Genomic DNA, 21,532 nt, shown 5'->3' on the forward strand with positions numbered 1-21,532 from the left:
ACACCGAGGAATCAAAAAAAACTTTCCAGAAGGGGTTGTATCCGCCGCCGAGGTTTGCGAATCTCTACATGGCGATCGGGACGGCCCGCAACACCGGCCTCCACTGAGAGCCAGAACCCCTCCTCACCATCACAGACCACACCCAGTTCACCTGGGGGTCGGCCCGTCACCTGCGGGGGGATTCGTGAAAGCGTTCACATTCACAAGCACCAGCGTGTAATACCAAGGAGAGGTAGCAGCCATGGACTGGCGTCACAACGCCGTTTGTCGTGAGGAAGACCCCGAGCTGTTCTTCCCCATCGGCAACACCGGTCCTGCGCTGCTGCAGATCGAGGAAGCCAAGGCCGTCTGCCGCCGCTGCCCCGTCATGGAGCAGTGCCTGCAGTGGGCGCTCGAGTCCGGCCAGGACTCCGGCGTCTGGGGCGGACTCAGCGAGGACGAACGCCGCGCGATGAAGCGCCGCGCCGCTCGCAACCGGGCGCGCAACGCAAGCGCCTGAGCGAGAACCGCACCAAGCCTCAGCCCGGCGGCGCGTACGGAGCGTACGCACAGCCCCGCCTTCGAGTCGCAGCGCGCAGTACCCCGAAGCGCATCGCAACGTGAGCACCACGGAGCGGGCCCGGACCGTTACCACGGTCCGGGCCCGCTCTGCTGTGTGCTCCCCGCCAGAAGCCTGTCGGCTACTTGTCGCCCCGGACCGGGAGGTCCAGCACCACCTGGGTGCCGCGTCCGGGGGCCGGGACCATGCCGAACGTGCCCCCCAACTCCCCCTCCACCAGCGTCCGTACGATCTGGAGCCCGAGGTTGCCGGCCCGCTTCGGGTCGAACCCCTCGGGCAGCCCGCGCCCGTCGTCGGTGACGGTGATCAGCAGGCGCCCCTCGGTGGGCGATCCGCCGCGCACGGCGGCGACCTCCACCGTTCCGTGGTCGGCCACGGCGAAGGCGTGCTCCAGGGCGTTCTGCAGCACCTCGGTCAGCACCATGGAGAGCGGGGTGGCGACCTCGGCGTCGAGGATGCCGAAGCGTCCGGTGCGCCGACAGGTCACCTTGCCCGGGGAGATCTCCGAGACCATCGCGATGACCCGGTCGGCGATCTCGTCGAACTCGACCCGCTCGTCCAGATTCTGGGACAGCGTCTCATGGACGATGGCGATCGAACCGACGCGCCGGACCGCCTCGTTGAGCGCCTCGCGGCCCTGCTCGGAGTCCATCCGGCGGGCCTGGAGGCGCAACAGGGCGGCCACCGTCTGGAGGTTGTTCTTCACCCGGTGGTGGATCTCCCGGATGGTGGCGTCCTTGGTGATCAACTCGCGTTCGCGGCGGCGCAGTTCGGTGACGTCCCGGAGCAGGACCAGGGAGCCGATGCGGACGCCCTTGGGCTTGAGCGGGATGGCCCGCAGCTGGATCACCCCGCCCTCGCACTCGACCTCGAACTCTCGGGGCGCGTAACCGCTGGCCACCTTGACCAGGGCCTCGTCCACCGGCCCCCGGGACGGGGCCAGTTCGGCGGTGGTGGTGCCGAGGTGGTGGCCTACCAGGTCGGAGGCGAGGCCGAGCCGGTGGTAGGCGGAGAGGCCGTTGGGGCTGGCGTACTGCACGATCCCGTCGGCGTCGAGCCGGATCAGCCCGTCGCCCACGCGCGGGGACGCGTCCATGTCGACCTGCTGGCCGGGAAAGGGGAAGGACCCGGCGGCGATCATCTGGGCCAGGTCGGAGGCGGACTGGAGGTAGGTGAGCTCCAGCCGGGAGGGGGTGCGCACGGTGAGCAGGTTGGTGTTGCGGGCGATGACGCCGAGCACCCGGCCCTCACGGCGTACGGGGATGGACTCGACCCGTACGGGCACCTCCTCGCGCCACTCCGGGTCGCCCTCGCGCACGATCCGGCCCTCGTCCAGGGCCGCGTCCAGCAGCGGGCGGCGGCCACGCGGCACCAGGTGGCCGACCATGTCGTCCTGGTAGGAGGTGGGCCCGGTGTTGGGGCGCATCTGGGCGACGGAGACGTACCGCGTGCCGTCACGGGTCGGGACCCACAGCACGAGGTCGGCGAAGGACAGGTCGGAGAGCAGCTGCCACTCCGAGACCAGCAGATGCAGCCATTCGAGGTCGGTGTCGCTCAGAGCGGTGTGCTGGCGGACGAGGTCGTTCATGGAGGGCACGTGTGGAGCGTACCTGGGGTTACCGGACGTGTTCGAACCGAACGGCCCGCCGGGCCGTGCCATAGGACAACGTGATGGACAGGCCCGGCACCCGGCCGGAGAATGTCGTGCACATGGATGGACACGGGTAATTGGTCTAGTCCACAATGAATGCATCGCGACCTCCGCTCTCCCCGCACAGGAGAGCGGAACGAGGCTCCGGCACTCTCTGCCCTGACTGTGCCGGTGCCTCCAGTGGCCGGAGGCACCGCACACCGCCGGCCAGGCAGGGCCTGCCTTTTGGAACAGGCCGGATCAGCGTGCCGAGGCGCGCGAGCCCGGCCGGTTCCGGAAGGCAGGCCCGCAGCTCCGGGCTGCGGTGCCGGGTGGGCTGAGGGTCCCACTCCGGCGCCGTGGCCCGCGGGTGTTCTCGGGGCCGCGCCCGATGGGGCTCGTTCAGCGGGTCTCGGTGACCTTGGCCAGGGCCCGGGGGGCGTCGGGGTCCTGCCCCCGGGCGATCGTCACCTCGTACGCCAGCATCTGCAGCGGCAGGATCTCCAGAATCGGCTGCAACTCCTCCGGGACGCCCGCCGTGGGCAGCGAGAAGCCGGCCGATGCCGCCTCCACCTGGGCCTTGGGGCCGACCACGAAGAGGTCCGCGCCGCGTCCGCGCAGCCGGTCCAGCACCGGCTGGAGGGCCTCGCCGCCCCGGCCGTCGGTGACCACGGCGATCACCGGGGAGATGTTGTCGACCATCGCCAGGGGCCCGTGCAGCAGATCCGCGCCGGAGTAGGAGAGGGCGGGGATGTAGCTGGTCTCCATCAGCTTCAGGGCCGCCTCCTTGGCCGTCGGGTAGCCGTAGCCACGCGAGGTGATCACCATGCGTTCGGCGAAGCGGTAGCGGGAGGCCAGTGCCTTGACCTCGGCCCGGCGGCGCAGGATCACGCCCGCGAGGCCGGGCAGTACCGCGGCGGCCGTCGTGCCGTCACCGCCGCCCAGGCCCGCCACGAAGAGGTAGAGGCAGAGCAGCGAGGCGGTGTACGTCTTGGTGGCCGGGAGCGCCTTCTCCGGGCCCGCCAGGATGTCGATGTGGTATTCGGAGACGGCCGCCAGCGCGGAGTCCGGGTTGTTGGTGACGGCGAGCGTGACGGCCCCGGCCTCCCGGGCGGCCCTCGTGGAGGCCACCAGGTCCGGCGAGCCGCCCGACTGGCTGACGGTGATCACCAGGACGTCCCGCAGGTCGGGCTTGGCTCCGTAGGCCGTCGTGGTGGACATCGAGGCCAGTCCGCAGGGCAGTCCGAGGCGGATCTCCAGCAGGTACTTCGCGTACAGCGCCGCGTTGTCCGACGTACCCCGGGCGGTGAGCAGCACGAACCGGGGCTTCCGGGCGGCGATCTCGGCGGCGACCTCGTGGATGCGGGGCGCGCCCTGATCGAGGATGCGGCGCAGCATCGCGGGCTGCTCGGCCATCTCGCCGGACATGATGCGGCCGGGCTCGTCGCCCTGGCCGCTCAGGTCGGCCGGAGGGGTGGCGGACATGTGGGGGCCTCCCTGGGCTGTCGCCGCCGGCATACGGGACGGCGCGTTTCGGGCACCCCCAGTCGACCAGGCAATGCCGTGACCCGCCAGCGGACCGGGGCGTGCGGGGCCGGGCGGGCGGGCGGGAACGCGGCCGACGGGCGGACTGTTCACCGTACGGCTGCTCGATTCTGCTAAGTTGGGGCCTGATTGGTCTATACCACCGGCTCCTCTAGTCAGATCGGCAGGCACAGCGTGGAAGTTGTCATCGTCCCGGACGCCACGGCAGGCGGCGAACTGATCGCGGAGGCCATCGCCGCGCTGATCGGCCGCAAGCCCGACGCCCTGCTCGGCGTTGCCACCGGCTCGACCCCGCTGCCCATCTACCGCGCACTCGCGGCGAAGGTCGCCTCCGGCGCGGTCGACGCCTCGCGTGCCCGCATCTGCCAGCTCGACGAGTACGTCGGGCTGCCTGCGGGCCACCCGGAGTCGTACCGCTCCGTGGTGCTGCGCGAGGTCGTCGAGCCGCTCGGGCTCTCCGAGGCCTCCTTCATGGGCCCCGACGGCTCGGCCGAGGACGTCCAGGCGGCCTGCGAGGCCTACGACCGGGCGCTGGCCGAGGCCGGCGGCGTCGACCTCCAGCTCCTGGGCATCGGCACCGACGGGCACATCGGCTTCAACGAGCCGTGCTCCTCGCTCGCCTCGCGCACCCGGATCAAGACGCTGACGCAGCAGACCCGGGTGGACAACGCGCGCTTCTTCGACGACGACATCGAGCAGGTGCCGCACCACGTGATCACGCAGGGCATCGGGACGATCCTGGATTCCCGCCACCCGATCCTGCTGGCCACCGGTGAGGGCAAGGCGGAGGCCATCGCCCAGACGGTGGAGGGGCCGGTCGCCTCGATCGTGCCGGCCTCGGCGCTCCAGCTGCATCCGCACGCGACGGTGGTCGTGGACGAGGCGGCGGCGTCGAAGCTGAAGCTCGGGGACTACTTCCGTGCCACGTATGCGGCGAAGCCGGGGTGGCAGGGGCTCTAGGTCCCGCCCCGCACGGCTGAGGGCCGGGACGCCTTGACGGTGTCCCGGCCCTTCGCCGTGGTGCCGCCCGTCCGGCGAGAGGCTTTGTCCTCAATCGCCGGACGGGCTTGAACTGGTCGGCCCAGGGCTTGTGCTGCCGGCCCCGGACGGGCTGGGAACTGGCTCCCGCCCAGGGCTTCAGCTGCCGGCCCCGGCCGGGCTTGGATGCGTCAGGCCTTCGCGCCCGTCATCGCTTCCGCCGCGGCCAGGCCGCAGACGCGGGCCGCTCCGTGGGTGGCTATGTACAGCGAACCCCTGGGGTCGGACTGGGGCAGGCCCATCTCGACCACGATCGTGTCCGGGCGGGCCGCCAGCAGTGCGTCGAGCGCCTCGCTCATCCAGGCGTGCCGGTGCTCGTCGCGGACCACGGCGACGATGCGCCGCTCCCCCGCCGCCGCCAGGACCGCGGGCGCCGGATCGGCGCTCTCCTCGCCGAAGGTGTCCGTCCCGGTGCCGGGCAGGATCCTGTCCAGCTCGGCGGCGACGCCCCACGGGGTCTCGTCGCCGACCGCGATGTTCGCCTCCGCGCTGAAGGAGGCGACGTACGCCGGCTCGGTCAGCCGGTCGCCCGTGCCGGTCACCCGGACCGCGCGGCGGGCGGCCACCAGGCCGATGTCGGAGCTGATTCCGGCGCCGGGCGCGGTCCCCTCCTGCACTGCCGCGCCCGGCTCCCGGACATCCCCCCGGGCCCTCTGCGTCCAGGACGCGAGGGCTCGTACACGGGCGGCCGCGTCGGCGAGCCGCTCCTCGGTCAGTTCCCCGCCGCGCACGGCCGCGACGAGGGCGTCGCGCAGCCGCAGCACCGTCTCCTCGTCGGCCAGGCCGCCGCCCACACAGATGGCGTCGGCGCCCGCCGCGAGGGCGAGGACGGACCCGCGCTCGATGCCGTACGTACCGGCGATGGCGTCCATCTCCACGGCGTCGGTGACGATCAGGCCGTCGTAGCCCAGCTCCTGGCGCAGCAGACCGGTGAGGATCTGCGGGCTCACGGTCGCCGGGCGGTCCGGGTCGAGTGCGGGAAGCAGGATATGCGCGCTCATCACCGATTTGGAACCCGCGGCGATGGCCGCCCGGAAGGGCACCAGCTCACGGGCGTGCAGGGTGTCGAGGTCCACGTCGATGCGGGGCATCGCCAGGTGCGAGTCGACCGCGGTGTCGCCGTGCCCGGGGAAGTGCTTGGTGCAGGCGGCGACGCCGGCGGCCTGGAGGCCCTCGATGTACGCGGCGGTGTGCCGGGCCGCCAGCCGGGTGTCGGCGCCGAAGGAGCGCACGCCGATGACCGGGTTGCCCGGGTTGGAGTTGACGTCGGCGGACGGCGCCCAGTTGAGGTTGACGCCGCACTCGGCGAGCCGGCGGCCGAGTTCCTGGGCGACGGCCCGGGTGAGGTGGACGTCGTCCACCGAGCCGAGGGCGAAGTTGCCGGGGAAGGAGGAGCCGTGCGTGACCTCCAGGCGGGTCACGTCGCCGCCCTCCTCGTCGATGGCGACGAGGACGTCGTCCCGCTCGGAGCGCAGCCGCTCGGTGAGGGCGGTGAGCTGTTCGGGCGAGGTGATGTTGCGGCCGAACAGGCCGACGGAGGCGAGGCCTTCACCGACGCGGCGCAGCAGCCAGTCCGGTGGGGTGGTGCCGGTGAACCCGGGCTGGAGCACGGCGAGCGCGTCGCGTGTCACGGTGTCCGTGGTGGAAACGAGGGTGGTCATGGGCCCGCACTATCCCTTCACAGCGCCGGAAGTGAGGCCTGCGGCCATCTTCTTCTGGATGATCATGAAGAACACGACGACGGGGATCGCGATCATGGTCGACGCCGCCATGAGGGCGCCGTAGTCCGTGCCGCGCTCGGTCGTGAACGTCATCAGCCATACGTTCAGCGTGTACTTGGAGTTGTCGTTGATCAGGATGTAGGCGAAGAGGTACTCGTTCCACGCGTTCACCAGGGCGAAGATCGACGCGGCGGCGAGCCCGGGGGCGAGCAGCGGGAAGATCACCCGGCGGAAGGCCTGGAAGCGGGTGCAGCCGTCCACCATCGCGGACTCCTCCAGCTCCACCGGGATGTTCACGACGAAGCCGCGGATCATGATGGTGGCGAAGGGCAGCGTGGAGACCAGGTAGACGACGATCAGGCCCCAGTACTCGTCGACCCCGCCCATGGCGTTGAGCTGGGCGTAGATCGGGATGAGCATCGCCGTCGGCGGCAGCATCTGGACCAGGATCATGATCAGGACCAGGGCCTTGCGGCCGAAGAACCGGAACCGGCCGATCGCCAGGGCCGCCAGTGTCGCGATGATCATGCCGCCGACCACCGCGGTGACCGCGACGATCAGGCTGGACTGGATGGCGGTGGTGAAGTTCGGCTGCTCGGTGGCCCGGACGAAGTTGTCGAAGGTGATCGACGTGGGCCACAGCGTCTGGTCGTAGCTGCGGATCTCCCGGTTGGGCCGCAGGGCGCTGATGACCAGCCAGTAGACCGGGAAGACCATGACCAGGGCGACGCCGAGGCCGATGAGGTCGAAGTGCAGCCGGCTCTTCTTGCGGTCGGGCCGCAGCACCTGTGTGTGGGTCGAGCTGCTCATTCGACCTCTCCCGTCTTCATGAGCTGGCGCAGGTAGTACACGGCCACGCCGGACAGCAGCAACACCGTGATCAGGGCGATCGCGGTGCCCTGGCTGAAGGAGGTGGACTCGAACGCCTTGGAGTAGGAGTAGAGGCCGAGGGTCTCGTACTCCGGCTCGGGCTTGTTGCCGCGCAGCAGCCAGATCTGGCCGAAGACGTTGAAGTCCCAGATCACCGAGAGGGTGGCGACCATGGTGAAGACCGGCTTGATGACCGGCCAGGTGACGAACTTGTAGATGCCGTAGGCGCTGGCGCCGTCGAGGGCGGCGGCCTCCTCCAGTTCCTGGGGGACCTGGGTGAGGGCGGCGTACAGGGTGACGACGACGAACGGGATGGCGCCCCAGACGACCAGCAGGGTGATGATGCCGAAGCCCTGGACGGGGTCGAGATACCAGTTGTGCCCGAGCCAGTCCTCGCCGACGACCTTGGCGATCAGGGTGTTGATCAGGCCGTAGTCGGAGTCGGCCATGAACCGGAAGATCGAGGCGGCCACCATCAGCGGCATCGACCAGGCGGCGATGAGGCAGGCGGTGAGCACGAGCCGGACCCAGGTGGAGAGCTTGCGCATGAGCAGGGCGACCAGCAGCCCGATCCCCATGGTCAGCGTCACGCAGACGACCATGAAGACGACCGTACGAAAGGTGACCCACCAGAACTCGGGGTCGCCGAGGATGTTGGTGAACTGCTCGAAGCCGACCCATGGCGCCGGCTCGCCGGTCCACAGCTCACGGCGGCCCATGTCCTGGAAGGACATGACGACCGTCTTGCCGAGCGGGTAGAGGTAGACGGCGGCGATCGCCACGATCGCCGGGAGGATCAGGAAGTAGGGGAGCAGCTCGCCCTTCTTCCGCCTCCTCTTCTGTACCCGGGGCGCATGGTCGTCGGGTGACGGCTTCCCGGTCGCCTGCGGGTCGGGTGGTACGGGGACCGGCGGCCCGGCGGCCTTGGTATCAGCGGCAGACACGTGGCTGACCTTCCATCGCGGGTCCGGGGCGGGCCCCGGAATTCACGGCGTTCACGGTGGGAAAGGAGCGGGGGCCCGGCGCTGCCGCCGGGCCCCGCCTGGCGATCGGAAGGTCAGGCTTCCTTGTTGATCAGCGCGTTGATCTTCTCGTCGGCCGTCTTGGTGGCGTCGGCGACGGAGGAGCCCTTGACGATGTCCAGAAGCATGTTCTGGAGGATCTCCTCCTTCTCGATGGAGGCCCAGCCCGGCGCGATCGGCGTGAACCAGGCGTCCGGCACCGCGTTGGCGATGGCGGCGGTCTCAGGCTTGGCCTTCAGCGGCTCAAGCTGCTTCTCGTTGTTGGGGAGGATGTTCTTCGACGCGAGGACCTCCATGGACTTCGCGTTGGTGAAGAGGGAGATCCACTCCTGGCCGAGGTCCTGGACCTTGGACTTGGAGATGGTCGCGAGGTCCGAGCCGCCGATGAAGGACGGGAGGGCCTTGCCCTCGGGGCCGGGCATACCGGCCGTGGCGATCTTGCCCTCGAGCTTCGGGTTGCCGTTCTCGCCCGTGGTGACGCTGCCGGCCTCCCAGGCCTGGCCGTAGATGACCGCGGCCTTCTCGTTGGCCATGACGTTGGCGTGGTCCTGCTCGTCCTTCGTCACGTCGGCCTTGTTGTACTTCTTGACCAGGTCGACGAAGTGCTGGATGCCCTTCTGGGCCTCCGGGGCGGAGAGCGAGGCCTTCCACTCCTTGCCGCCCTCGTCGTACTCGGCTATCTGGCCACCGTAGGCGGCGACGTAGGACATCGCGGCGTACCAGTAGCGGCCCGGGTAGTAGAGCGAGGAGGCGCGCTTGTCCTTCTTCTCCAGCTCCGCGGAGACCTTGTCCATCGCGGCGAGGAACTCGTCCTCGGTCTGCGGGAGGACGTCGCTGCCGGTGCCGGCCTTCAGCATGTCCTTGTTGTACACGGCCAGCCGGGCGCTCGCGTAGTAAGGAACGCAGTAGGTCTTGCCCTCGAAGGAGCACGTGTCCTTCAGACCCTTGATCCAGGTGTCCGAGTTCTCGTACTTCTTGGGGTCGATTTCCCCGAGCGCGCCATTGAGGATGTACTGCATGGTCTCGGTATTGCCGAGTTCCACGACATCCGGGAATTTGTCGCCGCCGAGGGAGGTGTCCAGCTTCTTGACCTTGTCGGCCCACTGCTGGTACTGAACCTTGACGGTGACACCCGGGTACTTCTTGTTGAACTCGGCGTTGACGTCCTCGACCAGCTCGGGCCAGGTGGACTGGGCCTCGCCCATGAGCCAGACGGTCAGGTCTTCCTTGCGGTCCTTCGGGTCCGCGGACGACTTCTTGTCGTCGGAACCGCACGCCGCGACCGAAACCAACATGCCCGCGACACCGATAGCCGCGATGAGCTTGCGCTTCACGTCAAACCCTCCTCATGGATGCTGCAACCCCACCCACCGCGAAGTCATTCGACGAGTTCTGCTGGGGCTGGACCTGGCCTTTAATGGTTTAGACCAGTACCGGGAGCTTGGCCTAGACCTTTAGGGGTGTCAAGGGTGTATAAGAAGTGCACTCGCGTCCGTTATAGGACCGACACCTAAGGGAGGGCGACGACCCGTGACCGGACCGTGCCACCATGTGAGCCGCGACAGACGGAGGAGCCGGTGACGGCAGCAACGCAGCAGTCGGAAAGGCGGGCCATGGGCGCCGACGGGGGCAGTACGGGGAGCGAGACCGGTGCCGGTACGCGCACGGCGCGCGTACCGAAGTACTACCGGCTCAAGCGGCATCTCCTCGACATGACGGACACCCTGCCGCCCGGCACCCCGGTGCCGCCCGAGCGCACCCTGGCGGCCGAGTTCGACACCTCGCGCACCACCGTGCGCCAGGCGCTCCAGGAGCTGGTCGTCGAGGGCCGGCTGGAACGCATCCAGGGCAAGGGAACCTTCGTCGCCAAGCCGAAGGTCTCCCAGGCGCTCCAGCTCACCTCGTACACCGAGGACATGCGTGCCCAGGGACTGGAACCGACGTCCCAGCTGCTGGACATCGGCTATGTCACGGCGGACGACACGCTCGCCGGTCTGCTGGACATCTCGACGGGCGGCCGGGTGCTGCGCATCGAGCGTCTGCGGCTCGCCAGCGGGGAGCCGATGGCGATCGAGACCACACACCTTTCGGCCAAACGCTTCCCGGCGCTGCGCCGTTCGCTGGTCAAGTACACCTCGCTCTACACCGCGCTCGCCGAGGTGTACGACGTCCGCCTCGCCGAGGCGGAGGAGACCATCGAGACCTCGCTGGCCACCCCGCGCGAGGCGGGGCTGCTGGGCACCGACGTGGGTCTGCCGATGCTCATGCTGTCCCGCCATTCGATCGATGGCCAGGGCGAACCGGTGGAGTGGGTGCGCTCGGTCTACCGGGGCGACCGCTACAAGTTCGTGGCCCGTCTGAAGCGTCCGACGGACTGATCGCCGGACGGTCGAGCACGGTACGCACCGGAGGAACGCGGTACGCACAGGGCGGTGGCCCGGGGACGACCTCCCCGGGCCACCGCCCTTTTCCGGTCACGCGGGGTGCGTCGGCGCGGTTCGGCCGCCGGGCCGTCGCACATCGCGTGAACCGACGTGAACCGAAACGCCTCCGCGTCCGTGCCCCCGTGCGAAACATCACCGTTTCCGGACCGCAATACGGACAGGGGGTGACGCTGGGCGGACCCGTCCCTTAGATTTCCTGCCCATTGCACCGGTGATCAGCGAGGGGACGGAGTCACCACATGGCCGAAGACACAGCGGCGAAACCACCTGCGGTCACACCCGGAAGAGTGGTCATCGGGATCTGTCTGGTCGCACCGTTCGTCGCGATGCTCTGGGTGAGTTCGTACGCCCGGATCGAGCCGAAGTTCATCGGCATCCCGTTCTTCTACTGGTACCAGATGCTCTGGGTGGTCATCTCCACCGCGCTGACGATGATCGCGTACAAGCTGTGGCAGCGTGACCAGCGCGCCCGCAAGGGGGGTGCGTCCGCATGAACGACGGCGTGAACGGCGTCGCACTCGCCGTCTTCATCTTCTTCTTCCTGGCCGTCACGGTCATGGGCTTCATGGCCGCGCGCTGGCGCAGGGCCGACAACGAGGCGACCCTGGACGAATGGGGCCTGGGCGGCCGGTCGTTCGGCACCTGGGTGACCTGGTTCCTGCTCGGCGGCGACCTCTACACCGCGTACACCTTCGTCGCCGTTCCGGCGGCGATCTACGCGGCGGGCGCGGCCGGGTTCTTCGCCGTTCCGTACACGATCCTGGTGTATCCGCTGATCTTCACCTTCCTGCCCCGGCTGTGGTCGGTTTCGCACAAGCACGGGTACGTCACCACCTCGGACTTCGTCCGCGGCCGGTTCGGCTCGAAGGGGCTGTCGCTGGCGGTCGCCGTCACGGGCATCCTCGCCACCATGCCGTACATCGCGCTGCAACTCGTCGGCATCCAGGCGGTGCTGGACGTGATGGGCGTCGGCGGCGGCGAGACCACGCACTGGTTCATCAGGGACCTGCCGATCCTCATCGCCTTCGCGGTGCTGGCCGCGTACACCTACTCCTCGGGGCTGCGGGCGCCGGCGCTGATCGCGTTCGTCAAGGACGGGCTGATCTACCTGGTCATCGCGGTCGCCATCATCTACATCCCGATCAAGCTCGGCGGCTTCGGCGAGATCTTCACCAAGGCGAGCGAGGCGTTCGCCGAGGAGAACCCGGCCACCGGACAGCCGCGCGGTTCGCTGATCCCGGGCGAGATGGGGCAGTGGGGTTACGCCACTCTGGCGCTGGGCTCGGCGCTGGCGCTGTTCATGTATCCGCACTCCATCACGGCGACGCTGTCCAGCCGCAGCCGTGAGGTGATCCGGCGCAACACCACGATCCTGCCGCTGTACTCGCTGATGCTGGGTCTGCTGGCGCTCCTCGGCTTCATGGCCATCGCCGCCGGGGTCAACGTGGACAACGGCCAGTTGGCCATTCCGCAGCTGTTCGAGAACATGTTCCCGGCCTGGTTCGCCGGGGTGGCGTTCGCCGCCATCGGCATCGGCGCGCTGGTGCCCGCCGCGATCATGTCGATCGCCGCGGCGAACCTCTTCACCCGGAACATCTACAAGGACTTCCTCAGACCGGACGCGACGCCCGCCCAGGAGACGAAGGTCTCCAAGCTGGTGTCGCTGCTGGTGAAGGTCGGGGCGCTGGCGTTCGTCCTGACGATGGACAAGACGGTCGCGATCAACTTCCAGCTCCTCGGCGGCATCTGGATCCTCCAGACGATGCCCGCCCTGGTCGGCGGTCTGTTCACCCGGTGGTTCCACCGCTGGGCGCTCATAGCGGGCTGGGCGGTCGGCATGCTGTACGGGACGATCGCCGCGTACGGCGTGGCGAGCCCGACGCAGAAGCACTTCGGCGGGTCCTCCAAGGAGATCCCGGGCATCGGGGAGATCGGCTACATCGGGCTGACGGCGTTCGTGCTGAACCTGGTGATCGTCATCGTCCTCACGTTCGTCCTGAACGCGCTGAAGGCCCCGGTGGGGATCGACGAGACCTCGCCGTCCGACTACACGGCGGACGCCGGCGACGCGAGCGACGCGGGCACGAAGGAGAAGCTCCCGCCGGCCACGGCGGGCGCGCCGGGCGGTCACTGACCCGCCGGACACCCACGACAGGTCCTGGCCCCCGGGTCGCCGCCCCTCCCCCAGCGGAGCGGGCGGCGGCCCGGGAGCTTTTCCGGTGCGCGGCCGCCTCTCGTCATTCCGATGCACAGAGCCCTCACCGTACGAAAGGATGTGCCCATGGCATCCCACTCCCGGCGGCCCCGGATCCGGCCCGTACTCCTGACCATGACGCTGGCCTCGGCCCTGGCGGCGGCGACGGGCTGCGGCACCGTGCCGGCCCCCTCCTCGGAGGCGGCGGGGCCAAGCGCCACGGCCGCGCCGGCGCCCGACCGGGCGGAGCTGGAGGCGCGGGCACGGGCCGTACAGACCGTCGCGGAGCATGTCTGGGTGACCGAGGCGGCGGGCTACACCCTGGCGCGCCAGTCGGTCGGGGTGATCGGTGACGACGGATTCGGCAGCGTCTACACCACGCCCGGGGGCGGACAGATCCAGCTGTCGGTGGAACGCCGCCCGCACACCGAGACCGACTGCGGGGACGACCCCGCGCCCACCGGCGCTCCCGAGCCCCTGGTGACGTGCGAGCGGGACGGCGAGCAGTGGTACCGGGCCACAGAGTCGGGGCACGCGTACACCCAGGAGCAGGAGGGACTGGTGGTGTCGGTGCGCGGGAAGCTCGCGGAGGTGGACCGGGCGACGCTGCGGGTCGCGGCGCGGGCCGCCCACCGCGCCGACGACCACGAGCTGGACCGGGTCCTGCCGCCGGCCGACGAGGCTCCCGGACAGCGGCCGCCCGGAGAGGGCCCCGGGCAACAGCCGGTCGAGCGCGGCGACCTGCCGCCGGTGGGCGACGGCGCCCCCAACAACGATGTGGGAACGAGCGGCTGATGGATCTGACGATCAGAGCGGCGATCCCCGCCGAACACTGCGTCCTCGGCGAGATCATCGCCGAGGCGTATCTCGGCGACGACCTGCTGGACGGCCCGCAGGACCCGTATCTGCTCAAGACCCTCCGGCGATTGGGGGGTGGGAGAAGGAGCGGGGCTGGGTGCGTGCAGCTGCAAGGCGGAGGATTGAGTCAACGCGGATGGGGCCTCCCCTGCTCGAGCGAAGCCGAGAGCTTGGGGAAGTTGGTGATTGACGACAACGCCGGAGGGGGCCCCTCCCTGCTCGAGCGAAGCCGAGAGCTTGGGGGAGGGCGTGCCCAGCCCCGTGACGCCGCCCCCCAATCGCCGGAGGGTCTACGCTACGGGCGGTGGCACAGCGGGCGGCCGAGGCCGAGGTCCTCGTCGCGCTCGACGTGGACGGGGCGGTGCTCGGGGGTGTGACGTATGCCGCTCCCGGCACTCCGTGGCGTGACATCGCCGGCCCGGACGAGGCCGAGTTCCGGATGCTGGCCGTGGCCCGCGCGGGGCGCGGACGGGGTGTCGGAGAGGCCCTCGTGCGGGCGTGTGTCGAGCGGGCCCGGTCCGCCGAGGGCGTGCGGGCGCTGGTGCTGTCGACGCAGCCGGCCATGCTCGCAGCCCATAGGATCTACCGTCGGCTCGGCTTTCTGCGGACCCCCGAACGGGACTGGGAACCGGTGCCGGGACTGCGGCTCATGACCTTCCGGCTGGAGCTGCGGGCAGCCCTCTGAGGGGCGCATTGAATCGTCGCGACACAACATGTGGGGGCCGCAGCATCTGGCGGCCCCCACATGTATGCTCGACCTCGCTGTCGTCGCAGGGGAATCCGGTGCGAATCCGGAACTGTCCCGCAACGGTGTGATCAGTGTGCTTTTGCACACCTGAAGTCCGAAGACCTGTCGACAGCGCGTCCGGCTCGACCGAACCGGATGCCAGACGTCCGGGCCTCGCGGATGGGCCGGTGGACGCCGTCAGCTGTGCTGCCCTGCCCCGGGTTTCGCGCTGCCCGGCTTCCCCGCCTTCCGCCGGCCCCTGCCGAGCGAGGGAAAGCCCAGTGACCATCGCGCCCGCCGATCCGGTTTCAGCCACCGAATCCGCAGTGTCCACCACGTCCGGAGACGCCTCGAACGACGGACCCGGGACCGCCCTGCTGCGGACCCTGACCGACCTCACCGTCGATCTGCCCGACACCGACCCCGGACGGGTCGCCGCTGCCGCGTTGCGCGGGCGCAACGCCCGCTCCGACGAGGCCGAGCTGCGCTCGCTGGCCACCGAGGCCGCCGCGGGGCTGATCTCCGAGGACCCGGCGTACTCCCGGCTCGCCGCCCGGCTGCTGACCCGCACGATCGCGGACGAGGCCGCGGAGCAGGGCGCGACGTCCTTCTCCGCCTCGGTCGCCGTCGGGCACCGCGAGGGCCTGATCGCCGACCGCACCGCCGCGTTCGTGGAGCTCCACGCGGCCGCGCTCGACCAGCTCGTCGGGCAGGCCATGGCGGACGGCGCCGACGACCGCTTCGGCTACTTCGGTCTGCGGACGCTGCACAGCCGTTACCTCCTGCGCCACCCGCTCACCCGGCAGGTCATCGAGACCCCGCAGCACTTCATGCTGCGCGTGGCCGCCGGTCTGGCCGAGGACGACTCGGTGCGGGCGCTGGACGAGGTCGCCGCGCTGTACGGGCTGATGAGCCGACTGGACTACCTCCCCTCCTCCCCCACGCTCTTCAACTCCGGCACCCGGCACCCGCAGATGTCCTCCTGCTATCTGCTGGACTCGCCGAAGGACGAGCTGGACTCGATCTACGACCGCTACCACCAGGTGGCGCGGCTCTCCAAGCACGCGGGCGGCATCGGTCTGTCGTACTCCCGCATCCGCGCCCGGGGTTCGCTGATCCGGGGCACCAACGGGCACTCCAACGGCATCGTGCCGTTCCTCAAGACGCTGGACGCCTCGGTCGCGGCGGTGAACCAGGGCGGCCGGCGCAAGGGCGCGGCGGCGGTCTACCTGGAGACCTGGCACGCGGACATCGAGGAGTTCCTGGAGCTGCGCGACAACACCGGTGAGGACCAGCGTCGTACGCACAACCTGAACCTGGCGCACTGGATCCCGGACGAGTTCATGCGCCGGGTCGACGCGGACACCGACTGGTCGCTGTTCTCCCCGGCCGATGTGCCCGAGCTGGTCGACCTGTGGGGCGACGCGTTCGACGCGGCCTACCGGGCGGCCGAGGCCAAGGGGCTGGCCCGCAGGACGATTCCGGCGCGTGAGCTGTACGGCCGGATGATGCGGACGCTCGCGCAGACCGGCCAGGGCTGGATGACGTTCAAGGACGCCTCCAACCGGACCGCGAACCAGACCGCCGAGCCGGGCCGGGTCGTCCACTCCTCGAACCTGTGCACCGAGATCCTCGAAGTCACCGACGACGGTGAGACGGCCGTCTGCAACCTGGGTTCGGTCAACCTGGGCGCGTTCGTGGCGGACGGCTCGATCGACTGGGAGCGGCTGGACGCCACCGTGCGGACCGCGGTGACCTTCCTGGACCGGGTCGTCGACATCAACTTCTACCCGACCGAGCAGGCCGGGCGCTCCAACTCCCGCTGGCGGCCGGTCGGCCTGGGCGCGATGGGCCTCCAGGACGTCTTCTTCCAGCTGCGTCTGCCCTTCGACTCGCCCGAGGCCCGCGCGCTCTCCACGAAGATCTCCGAGCGCATCATGCTGGCCGCGTACGAGGCGTCCTGCGACCTCGCGGAGCGGTCGGGCCCGCTGCCCGCCTGGTCCGAGACCCGGGCGGCGCGTGGTGTGCTGCACCCCGACCACTACGACACCGAGCTGAACTGGCCGGAGCGCTGGGACGCGCTGCGCGCCCGGGTCGCGAAGACCGGGATGCGCAACTCGCTGCTGCTGGCCATCGCGCCGACCGCCACGATCGCCTCGATCGCCGGGGTGTACGAGTGCATCGAGCCGCAGGTTTCCAACCTGTTCAAGCGCGAGACGCTCAGCGGTGAGTTCCTCCAGGTCAACGCCTACCTGGTGGACGAGCTGAAGAAGCTCGGCGTGTGGGACGCCCGCACCCGTGAGGCGCTGCGCGAGGCGAGCGGCTCGGTGCAGGGCTTCGCCTGGATCCCCGACGACGTGCGGGCGCTGTACCGCACCGCGTGGGAGATCCCGCAGCGCGGTCTGATCGACATGGCGGCGGCCCGTACGCCGTTCCTCGACCAGAGCCAGTCGCTCAACCTGTTCCTGGAGACGCCGACGATCGGCAAGCTCTCCTCGATGTACGCGTACGCCTGGAAGCAGGGGCTGAAGACGACGTACTACCTGCGTTCGCGCCCGGCGACCCGGATCGCCCGCGCCGCGTCCGGTCAGACGGCGGCCGCCGCCCCCATTCCCGTACAGCAGGCTTCGGCTCCCGACGCGGACGCCCTCGCCTGCTCCCTCGAAAACCCCGAGTCCTGCGAGGCCTGCCAGTAATGACCGCCGACGACAACAAGAACCTGCTCGACCCGGGCTTCGAGCTGACCCTGCGTCCCATGCGCTACCCGGACTTCTACGAGCGCTACCGGGACGCGATCAAGAACACCTGGACCGTGGAGGAGGTCGACCTCCACTCGGACGTCTCCGACCTCGCCAAGCTGTCGCCGGGCGAGCAGCACATGATCGGCCGGCTGGTGGCGTTCTTCGCGACCGGTGACTCGATCGTCTCCAACAACCTCGTGCTGACGCTGTACAAGCACATCAACTCCCCCGAGGCGCGGCTGTACCTGTCGCGGCAGCTCTTCGAGGAGGCCGTGCACGTCCAGTTCTATCTGACGCTGCTGGACACCTATCTGCCCGACCCGGACGACCGGTCCGCCGCGTTCGACGCGGTCGAGGAGATCCCCTCGATCCGCGAGAAGGCGCAGTTCTGCTTCAAGTGGATGGACTCGGTCGAGAAGATCGACCGGCTGGAGACGAAGGCGGACCGCCGCCGCTTCCTGCTGAACCTGATCTGCTTCGCGGCCTGCATCGAGGGGCTGTTCTTCTACGGCGCGTTCGCGTACGTGTACTGGTTCCGCTCGCGGGGTCTGCTGCACGGTCTCGCCACGGGCACCAACTGGGTGTTCCGTGACGAGACGATGCACATGAACTTCGCGTTCGAGGTCGTGGACACCGTCCGCAAGGAGGAGCCGGAGCTCTTCGACGACGCGCTGGAGCAGCAGGTCACCGACATGCTGAAGGAAGCGGTCGAGGCGGAGCTGCAGTTCGGCCGTGACCTGTGCGGCGAGGGCCTGCCGGGCATGAACACCGAGTCGATGCGCCAGTACCTGGAGTGCGTCGCCGACCAGCGGCTCGCCCGCCTCGGCTTCCCGACGGTGTACGGCTCGGAGAACCCGTTCTCCTTCATGGAGCTCCAGGGCGTCCAGGAGCTGACGAACTTCTTCGAGCGCCGCCCGTCCGCCTATCAGGTGGCGGTGGAGGGCTCGGTCGGCTTCGACGACGACTTCTAGACCCTGCTGTCGCGGCTGTACGTTCCAGAAGCGCCGCTCCACCGTGCTGAGCACGGTGGAGCGGCGCTTCGCCGGTACGTGGGCTCACGGCGGCCGGCGCCGGCGGCCATGGCCACCGCCGGGTTCCCCTTCTTACCGGACTGCCTGGGCCCGCCGGTCACTCACCCGACATCCGGGCAAGGTCCCGTGAGGCCGGCCGGGCGGTCCGCCGTGACCAGCCAGGAGGTGCTGATGAGCCGGACCGTGCCGTCCGCCGTCTCATGGGCGCGCAGGTGTTCCGTCAGGGTGCGGCGGGCCTGGGCTCGTACGGTCTCGTCGGCCTGCTCCATCAGGTGGCGGCCGGGGCCGGTGTCCAGCAGGAACGCCGACGCGTCCGCAGCTCCGTGGCCCCATGTCCCGTACGTCTGCGCCCGGGTGATGCCGATGCCGGTGAATCCGGCCCCGGAGAGCAGTGCGCGGATGTGGTCCGGTACGGCCAGGGAGAACATGCCGGGCCGGCCGGGCTGCCCGAAGTCGCCCACGGGCAGGAGGTCGCGCAGTGACGCCATCGCCGTGACCCAGCCGTTGAGCGCGGCGTCGGCCGGGGTGATGAACGCCAGGCGTCCGCCGGGGCGCAGTGCCCGGCGGACGTTGCCGAAGGCCTCCACCGGGTCGGAGAAGAACATCACCCCGTAGCGGCTGACCGCCGCGTCGAACGAGCCCTCCTCGAAGGGGTGCACCTGGGTGTCGCCCTGCACGAAGGAGGCGTTCGTGACGCCCTCCCGCTCCGCGCGGGTTCGCGCCTCGGCGAGCATCGGGCCGGAGAGATCGAGGCCGAGCGCGTGCCCTCGGGGCGCTCTGAGCGCGGCAAGGCGCGTGGTCTGCCCGGAGCCGCAGCCGAGGTCGAGCGTCCGGTGGTCCCCGGCGATCCCGGCGGCATCGAGCAGCGGCTCGTTGAATCCCTCGTTCACCGCGTTCCAGCGGTCCTGATTGCGGGCCCAGTGGGAGCCTTCCGGGCCGTTCCATGCCTGTGCCTGCTCAGTGTTGACAACGTCCGGCATCAGCGCCTCCTGTGGCGGTCACCAAGAATGGGCATTCGCCCAAATAGTATGGGCATGTGCCCAAACTGGCAACCGCCGTTACCATCCACGGTGGCGCCCCCTTCCGAGGGCAGCGGCACCGGATCCGGAGGAGAGGCCCTTATGTCACCGCGCGGAGTGGCGACGCCGAACGTGCGCGAGCGGCTGTTCGCGGCGGCCGAGCGCGTCGTGGAGCGGGACGGGCCCGGCGCGCTCACCAGCCGGGCCGTCACCACCGAGGCGGGATGCGCCAAGGGGCTTCTGCATACGCACTTCGCGGGGCTCGACGCGTTCGTGGCCGAGCTCTGTCTCGACCGGTTCGCACGGACGGCGGCGCGGGCGCGGGCGCTGTCGCGGCTCGCCGGGCAGGACACGGTGGCGCGGAACCTCGACACGGTCGTCCTCGCGCTGTTCGACGCCGCCGGTCCGGCCCTCTCGGGGCTGGCCATGAGCCGGGCCGCCGCCACCCAGCAGATCCGCGAGGCCCTGAAGGGCGGGGCGCCCGGCTTCAACGCGATGGAGGAGGCCATCACCGCCTATCTGGCGGCCGAGCAGCGGCTCGGCCGGGTGGCGGAGACCGTCGACCCGAGCACCGCCGCCCTCGCCATCGTCGGCACCGCCCACCACCTCCTGATGACCGGCCGGCCAGGCGCGGACGACCCGCGGCCCACCATGACCCGCCTGGTGACCCTGCTGGTGGAGGGCCCGGGACTGCCCGGCCGGCCACCGGCGGCCTGAGCCGGCCACCGGCAGGGCCACGGCGTCGTGGCCCCGGCCATGATCCGCCGGACACGCCCCTATGCCTTCGCCCAACTCCGCGCGGGGAGGCGCCGCGTGGCCCGGCCGGGGCGCGCGGCGCTCTCCGCTTCCGTGGGCGGCGCCTGTCCCCGCCCGGCATCGCGGAGCTGGCGGGTGATGCGGCGCTCGCGGGCGGCGCCGAAGGCCACGGGCGCGAGGACGAGGGCGAAAAGCGCTGCTACGGCCAGGTAGGTCAGGAAGGTGTTCATGCCTCCACTCTGGACCGCCCGAACAAGAATCATCAGCGGCAGGACTGCCATGAGGCATCAAATAACTGCCACACTTACTCCATGCTGACCAATGTCGCCGCCCTCCTCCTCGACGAGGTCCACCCCTTCGAACTCGGCGTGCTGAGCGAGGTGTTCGGCCTGGACCGCAGCGACGACGGCCTGCCGGTCCACGACTTCGCCGTCGTCTCCGCCGAGGGCCCGGTGCTCCGGACCCACGCGGGCTTCACGATCAGCACGCCCCACGGCCTGGAGCGGCTGGAGGAGGCCGACCTCATCGCCGTACCGGCGGGCAGCAACTTCATGCGGCGGGAGTATCCCGCGGAGGTCCTCGACGCGCTGCGCCGGGCGGTGGAGCGCGGCTCGCGGGTGCTGAGCGTCTGCTCGGGGGCGTACGTCCTGGGCGCGGCAGGACTGCTGGACGGCCGCCGCTGCACCACGCACTGGCGGCACACGGCGGAGCTGGCCCGCCGCTACCCGAAGGCGATCGTGGAACCGGACGTGCTGTACGTGGACGAGGGCCCGGTGATCAGTTCGGCGGGCACCGCCGCCGGGATCGACGCGTGTCTGCACCTGATCCGGCAGGAGTACGGCCAGGAGGCGGCGAACACGATCGCCCGGCGCATGGTGGTGCCGCCGCACCGGGACGGCGGGCAGGCGCAGTACATCAACCGCCCGCTGCCCCGGAGCGCGTGCGACACGGTGGGCTCCACACTGGCGTGGATGGAGGGCCACCTGGACCAGGAGATGTCGGTGGAGCGGCTGGCGGCGCTGGCGCACATGTCGCCGCGCACCTTCGCCCGCCGCTTCCAGCAGGAGACCGGGACGACGCCGTACCGCTGGCTGCTGCGGCAGCGGGTGCTGCTGGCCCAGCATCTGCTGGAGACCTCCGACCGGACGATCGACACGATCGCGGCGCAGGCGGGCTTCGGTACGGCGGCGACCCTGCGACACCAGTTCGTGCGGTCACTGGGCACCACGCCGAACGCCTACCGCCGCACGTTCCGGGGCCCGTCGGCCACGGCCGTGCCCGACGCTTCCTAATGTTGTTGTCAAGCGGCTGCGGTCACGGGCGGTGTGACCTCGTAGCACCGTCGGTCACGGATCAGGGCCCACAAGACGTTGACGC

At 70.1% G+C, this 21,532-nt stretch carries 18 protein-coding genes, 2 pseudogenes and 1 riboswitch; of the genes and pseudogenes, 12 read left to right on the plus strand and 8 right to left on the minus strand.

Features of this window, described 5'->3' with window-relative positions; translation table 11 throughout:
• Positions 1-241 precede the first annotated feature (241 nt).
• Complete coding sequence (locus ACGF2Y_RS12650) at positions 242-499, plus strand: WhiB family transcriptional regulator (protein ID WP_003953983.1); 258 nt, start codon at positions 242-244, stop codon at positions 497-499.
• 181 nt (positions 500-680) lie between these two features.
• Here ACGF2Y_RS12650 and ACGF2Y_RS12655 read toward each other — a convergent pair whose 3' ends face one another.
• Together ACGF2Y_RS12655 and ACGF2Y_RS12660 are read right to left on the minus strand one after the other, a co-directional pair.
• Positions 681-2,147, minus strand: a complete 1,467-nt coding sequence (locus ACGF2Y_RS12655; protein ID WP_392945774.1) for a sensor histidine kinase — start codon at positions 2,145-2,147, stop codon at positions 681-683.
• 444 nt (positions 2,148-2,591) lie between these two features.
• Positions 2,592-3,674: an SIS domain-containing protein gene (locus ACGF2Y_RS12660; protein ID WP_392945726.1), complete on the minus strand. Its 1,083-nt coding sequence runs from the start codon at positions 3,672-3,674 to the stop codon at positions 2,592-2,594.
• Positions 3,675-3,908: 234 nt separating this feature from the next.
• On the opposite strand from ACGF2Y_RS12660, the gene nagB reads away from it, so the two are divergent.
• Positions 3,909-4,694, plus strand: a complete 786-nt coding sequence (gene nagB, locus ACGF2Y_RS12665) for a glucosamine-6-phosphate deaminase (RefSeq protein ID WP_392945728.1) — start codon at positions 3,909-3,911, stop codon at positions 4,692-4,694.
• Positions 4,695-4,903: 209 nt separating this feature from the next.
• Here nagB and ACGF2Y_RS12670 read toward each other — a convergent pair whose 3' ends face one another.
• From ACGF2Y_RS12670 to ACGF2Y_RS12685, 4 genes are all read right to left on the minus strand, one after another.
• On the minus strand, positions 4,904-6,433 hold the full coding sequence (locus ACGF2Y_RS12670; protein WP_392945730.1) for a glycoside hydrolase family 3 protein: 1,530 nt from the start codon (positions 6,431-6,433) through the stop codon (positions 4,904-4,906).
• Positions 6,434-6,442: 9 nt separating this feature from the next.
• Positions 6,443-7,303: a carbohydrate ABC transporter permease gene (locus ACGF2Y_RS12675; protein ID WP_392945732.1), complete on the minus strand. Its 861-nt coding sequence runs from the start codon at positions 7,301-7,303 to the stop codon at positions 6,443-6,445.
• Positions 7,300-8,307, minus strand: coding sequence for a carbohydrate ABC transporter permease (locus ACGF2Y_RS12680; RefSeq protein WP_392945733.1), 1,008 nt, complete (start codon positions 8,305-8,307; stop codon positions 7,300-7,302). The genes ACGF2Y_RS12675 and ACGF2Y_RS12680 overlap by 4 nt, the downstream gene beginning before the upstream one ends.
• Positions 8,308-8,420: 113 nt before the next feature.
• On the minus strand, positions 8,421-9,719 hold the full coding sequence (locus tag ACGF2Y_RS12685) for a sugar ABC transporter substrate-binding protein (RefSeq protein WP_392945735.1): 1,299 nt from the start codon (positions 9,717-9,719) through the stop codon (positions 8,421-8,423).
• Between the two features lie 279 nt (positions 9,720-9,998).
• Between ACGF2Y_RS12685 and ACGF2Y_RS12690 the strand changes: the two genes are divergently transcribed.
• From ACGF2Y_RS12690 to ACGF2Y_RS12725, 8 genes and pseudogenes are all read left to right on the plus strand, one after another.
• Positions 9,999-10,763, plus strand: a complete 765-nt coding sequence (locus ACGF2Y_RS12690; protein ID WP_392945776.1) for a GntR family transcriptional regulator — start codon at positions 9,999-10,001, stop codon at positions 10,761-10,763.
• Positions 10,764-11,068: 305 nt separating this feature from the next.
• Positions 11,069-11,323, plus strand: a complete 255-nt coding sequence (locus ACGF2Y_RS12695; RefSeq protein ID WP_392945737.1) for a DUF3311 domain-containing protein — start codon at positions 11,069-11,071, stop codon at positions 11,321-11,323.
• The gene (gene mctP, locus ACGF2Y_RS12700; protein ID WP_392945739.1) at positions 11,320-12,963 is read left to right on the plus strand and encodes a monocarboxylate uptake permease MctP; all 1,644 of its coding nucleotides are present in this window, start codon (positions 11,320-11,322) and stop codon (positions 12,961-12,963) included. The genes ACGF2Y_RS12695 and mctP overlap by 4 nt, the downstream gene beginning before the upstream one ends.
• Before the next feature lie 147 nt (positions 12,964-13,110).
• Complete coding sequence (locus ACGF2Y_RS12705) at positions 13,111-13,818, plus strand: hypothetical protein (RefSeq protein ID WP_392945741.1); 708 nt, start codon at positions 13,111-13,113, stop codon at positions 13,816-13,818.
• Positions 13,818-13,937: pseudogene (locus ACGF2Y_RS12710) on the plus strand (GNAT family N-acetyltransferase); the annotation flags it as partial. The gene ACGF2Y_RS12705 and the pseudogene ACGF2Y_RS12710, both read left to right, overlap by 1 nt.
• A 239-nt stretch (positions 13,938-14,176) precedes the next feature.
• Positions 14,177-14,566, plus strand: a pseudogene (locus ACGF2Y_RS12715) (GNAT family N-acetyltransferase); the annotation flags it as partial.
• Positions 14,567-14,618: 52 nt separating this feature from the next.
• Positions 14,619-14,754: riboswitch (cobalamin riboswitch) on the plus strand.
• Between the two features lie 135 nt (positions 14,755-14,889).
• Positions 14,890-17,304, plus strand: a complete 2,415-nt coding sequence (locus ACGF2Y_RS12720) for a ribonucleoside-diphosphate reductase subunit alpha (protein WP_392945743.1) — start codon at positions 14,890-14,892, stop codon at positions 17,302-17,304.
• A complete protein-coding gene (locus ACGF2Y_RS12725; RefSeq protein ID WP_392945745.1) occupies positions 17,304-18,320 on the plus strand; it encodes a ribonucleotide-diphosphate reductase subunit beta in 1,017 nt (338 codons plus the stop codon). Before ACGF2Y_RS12720 ends, ACGF2Y_RS12725 begins: the two co-directional genes overlap by 1 nt.
• 161 nt (positions 18,321-18,481) lie before the next feature.
• Here the strand turns inward: ACGF2Y_RS12725 and ACGF2Y_RS12730 are convergent, their stop codons facing one another.
• Entirely contained in the window at positions 18,482-19,360 is an 879-nt protein-coding gene (locus ACGF2Y_RS12730) for a class I SAM-dependent methyltransferase (RefSeq protein WP_392945749.1), read from the minus strand.
• Positions 19,361-19,501: 141 nt separating this feature from the next.
• Here ACGF2Y_RS12730 and ACGF2Y_RS12735 point away from each other — a divergent pair, with 141 nt between their 5' ends.
• A complete protein-coding gene (locus ACGF2Y_RS12735) occupies positions 19,502-20,116 on the plus strand; it encodes a TetR/AcrR family transcriptional regulator (RefSeq protein ID WP_392945751.1) in 615 nt (204 codons plus the stop codon).
• A 59-nt stretch (positions 20,117-20,175) separates the two neighbouring features.
• On the opposite strand, the gene ACGF2Y_RS12740 is transcribed toward ACGF2Y_RS12735, so the two are convergent.
• The gene (locus ACGF2Y_RS12740; RefSeq protein ID WP_392945753.1) at positions 20,176-20,385 is read right to left on the minus strand and encodes a hypothetical protein; all 210 of its coding nucleotides are present in this window, start codon (positions 20,383-20,385) and stop codon (positions 20,176-20,178) included.
• 81 nt (positions 20,386-20,466) lie between these two features.
• On the opposite strand from ACGF2Y_RS12740, the gene ACGF2Y_RS12745 reads away from it, so the two are divergent.
• On the plus strand, positions 20,467-21,447 hold the full coding sequence (locus ACGF2Y_RS12745) for a GlxA family transcriptional regulator (protein WP_392945755.1): 981 nt from the start codon (positions 20,467-20,469) through the stop codon (positions 21,445-21,447).
• Positions 21,448-21,532: the final 85 nt, after the last annotated feature.

It is taken from the genome of Streptomyces sp. NPDC048142, assembly GCF_043202835.1.
GTDB lineage: Bacteria > Actinomycetota > Actinomycetes > Streptomycetales > Streptomycetaceae > Streptomyces.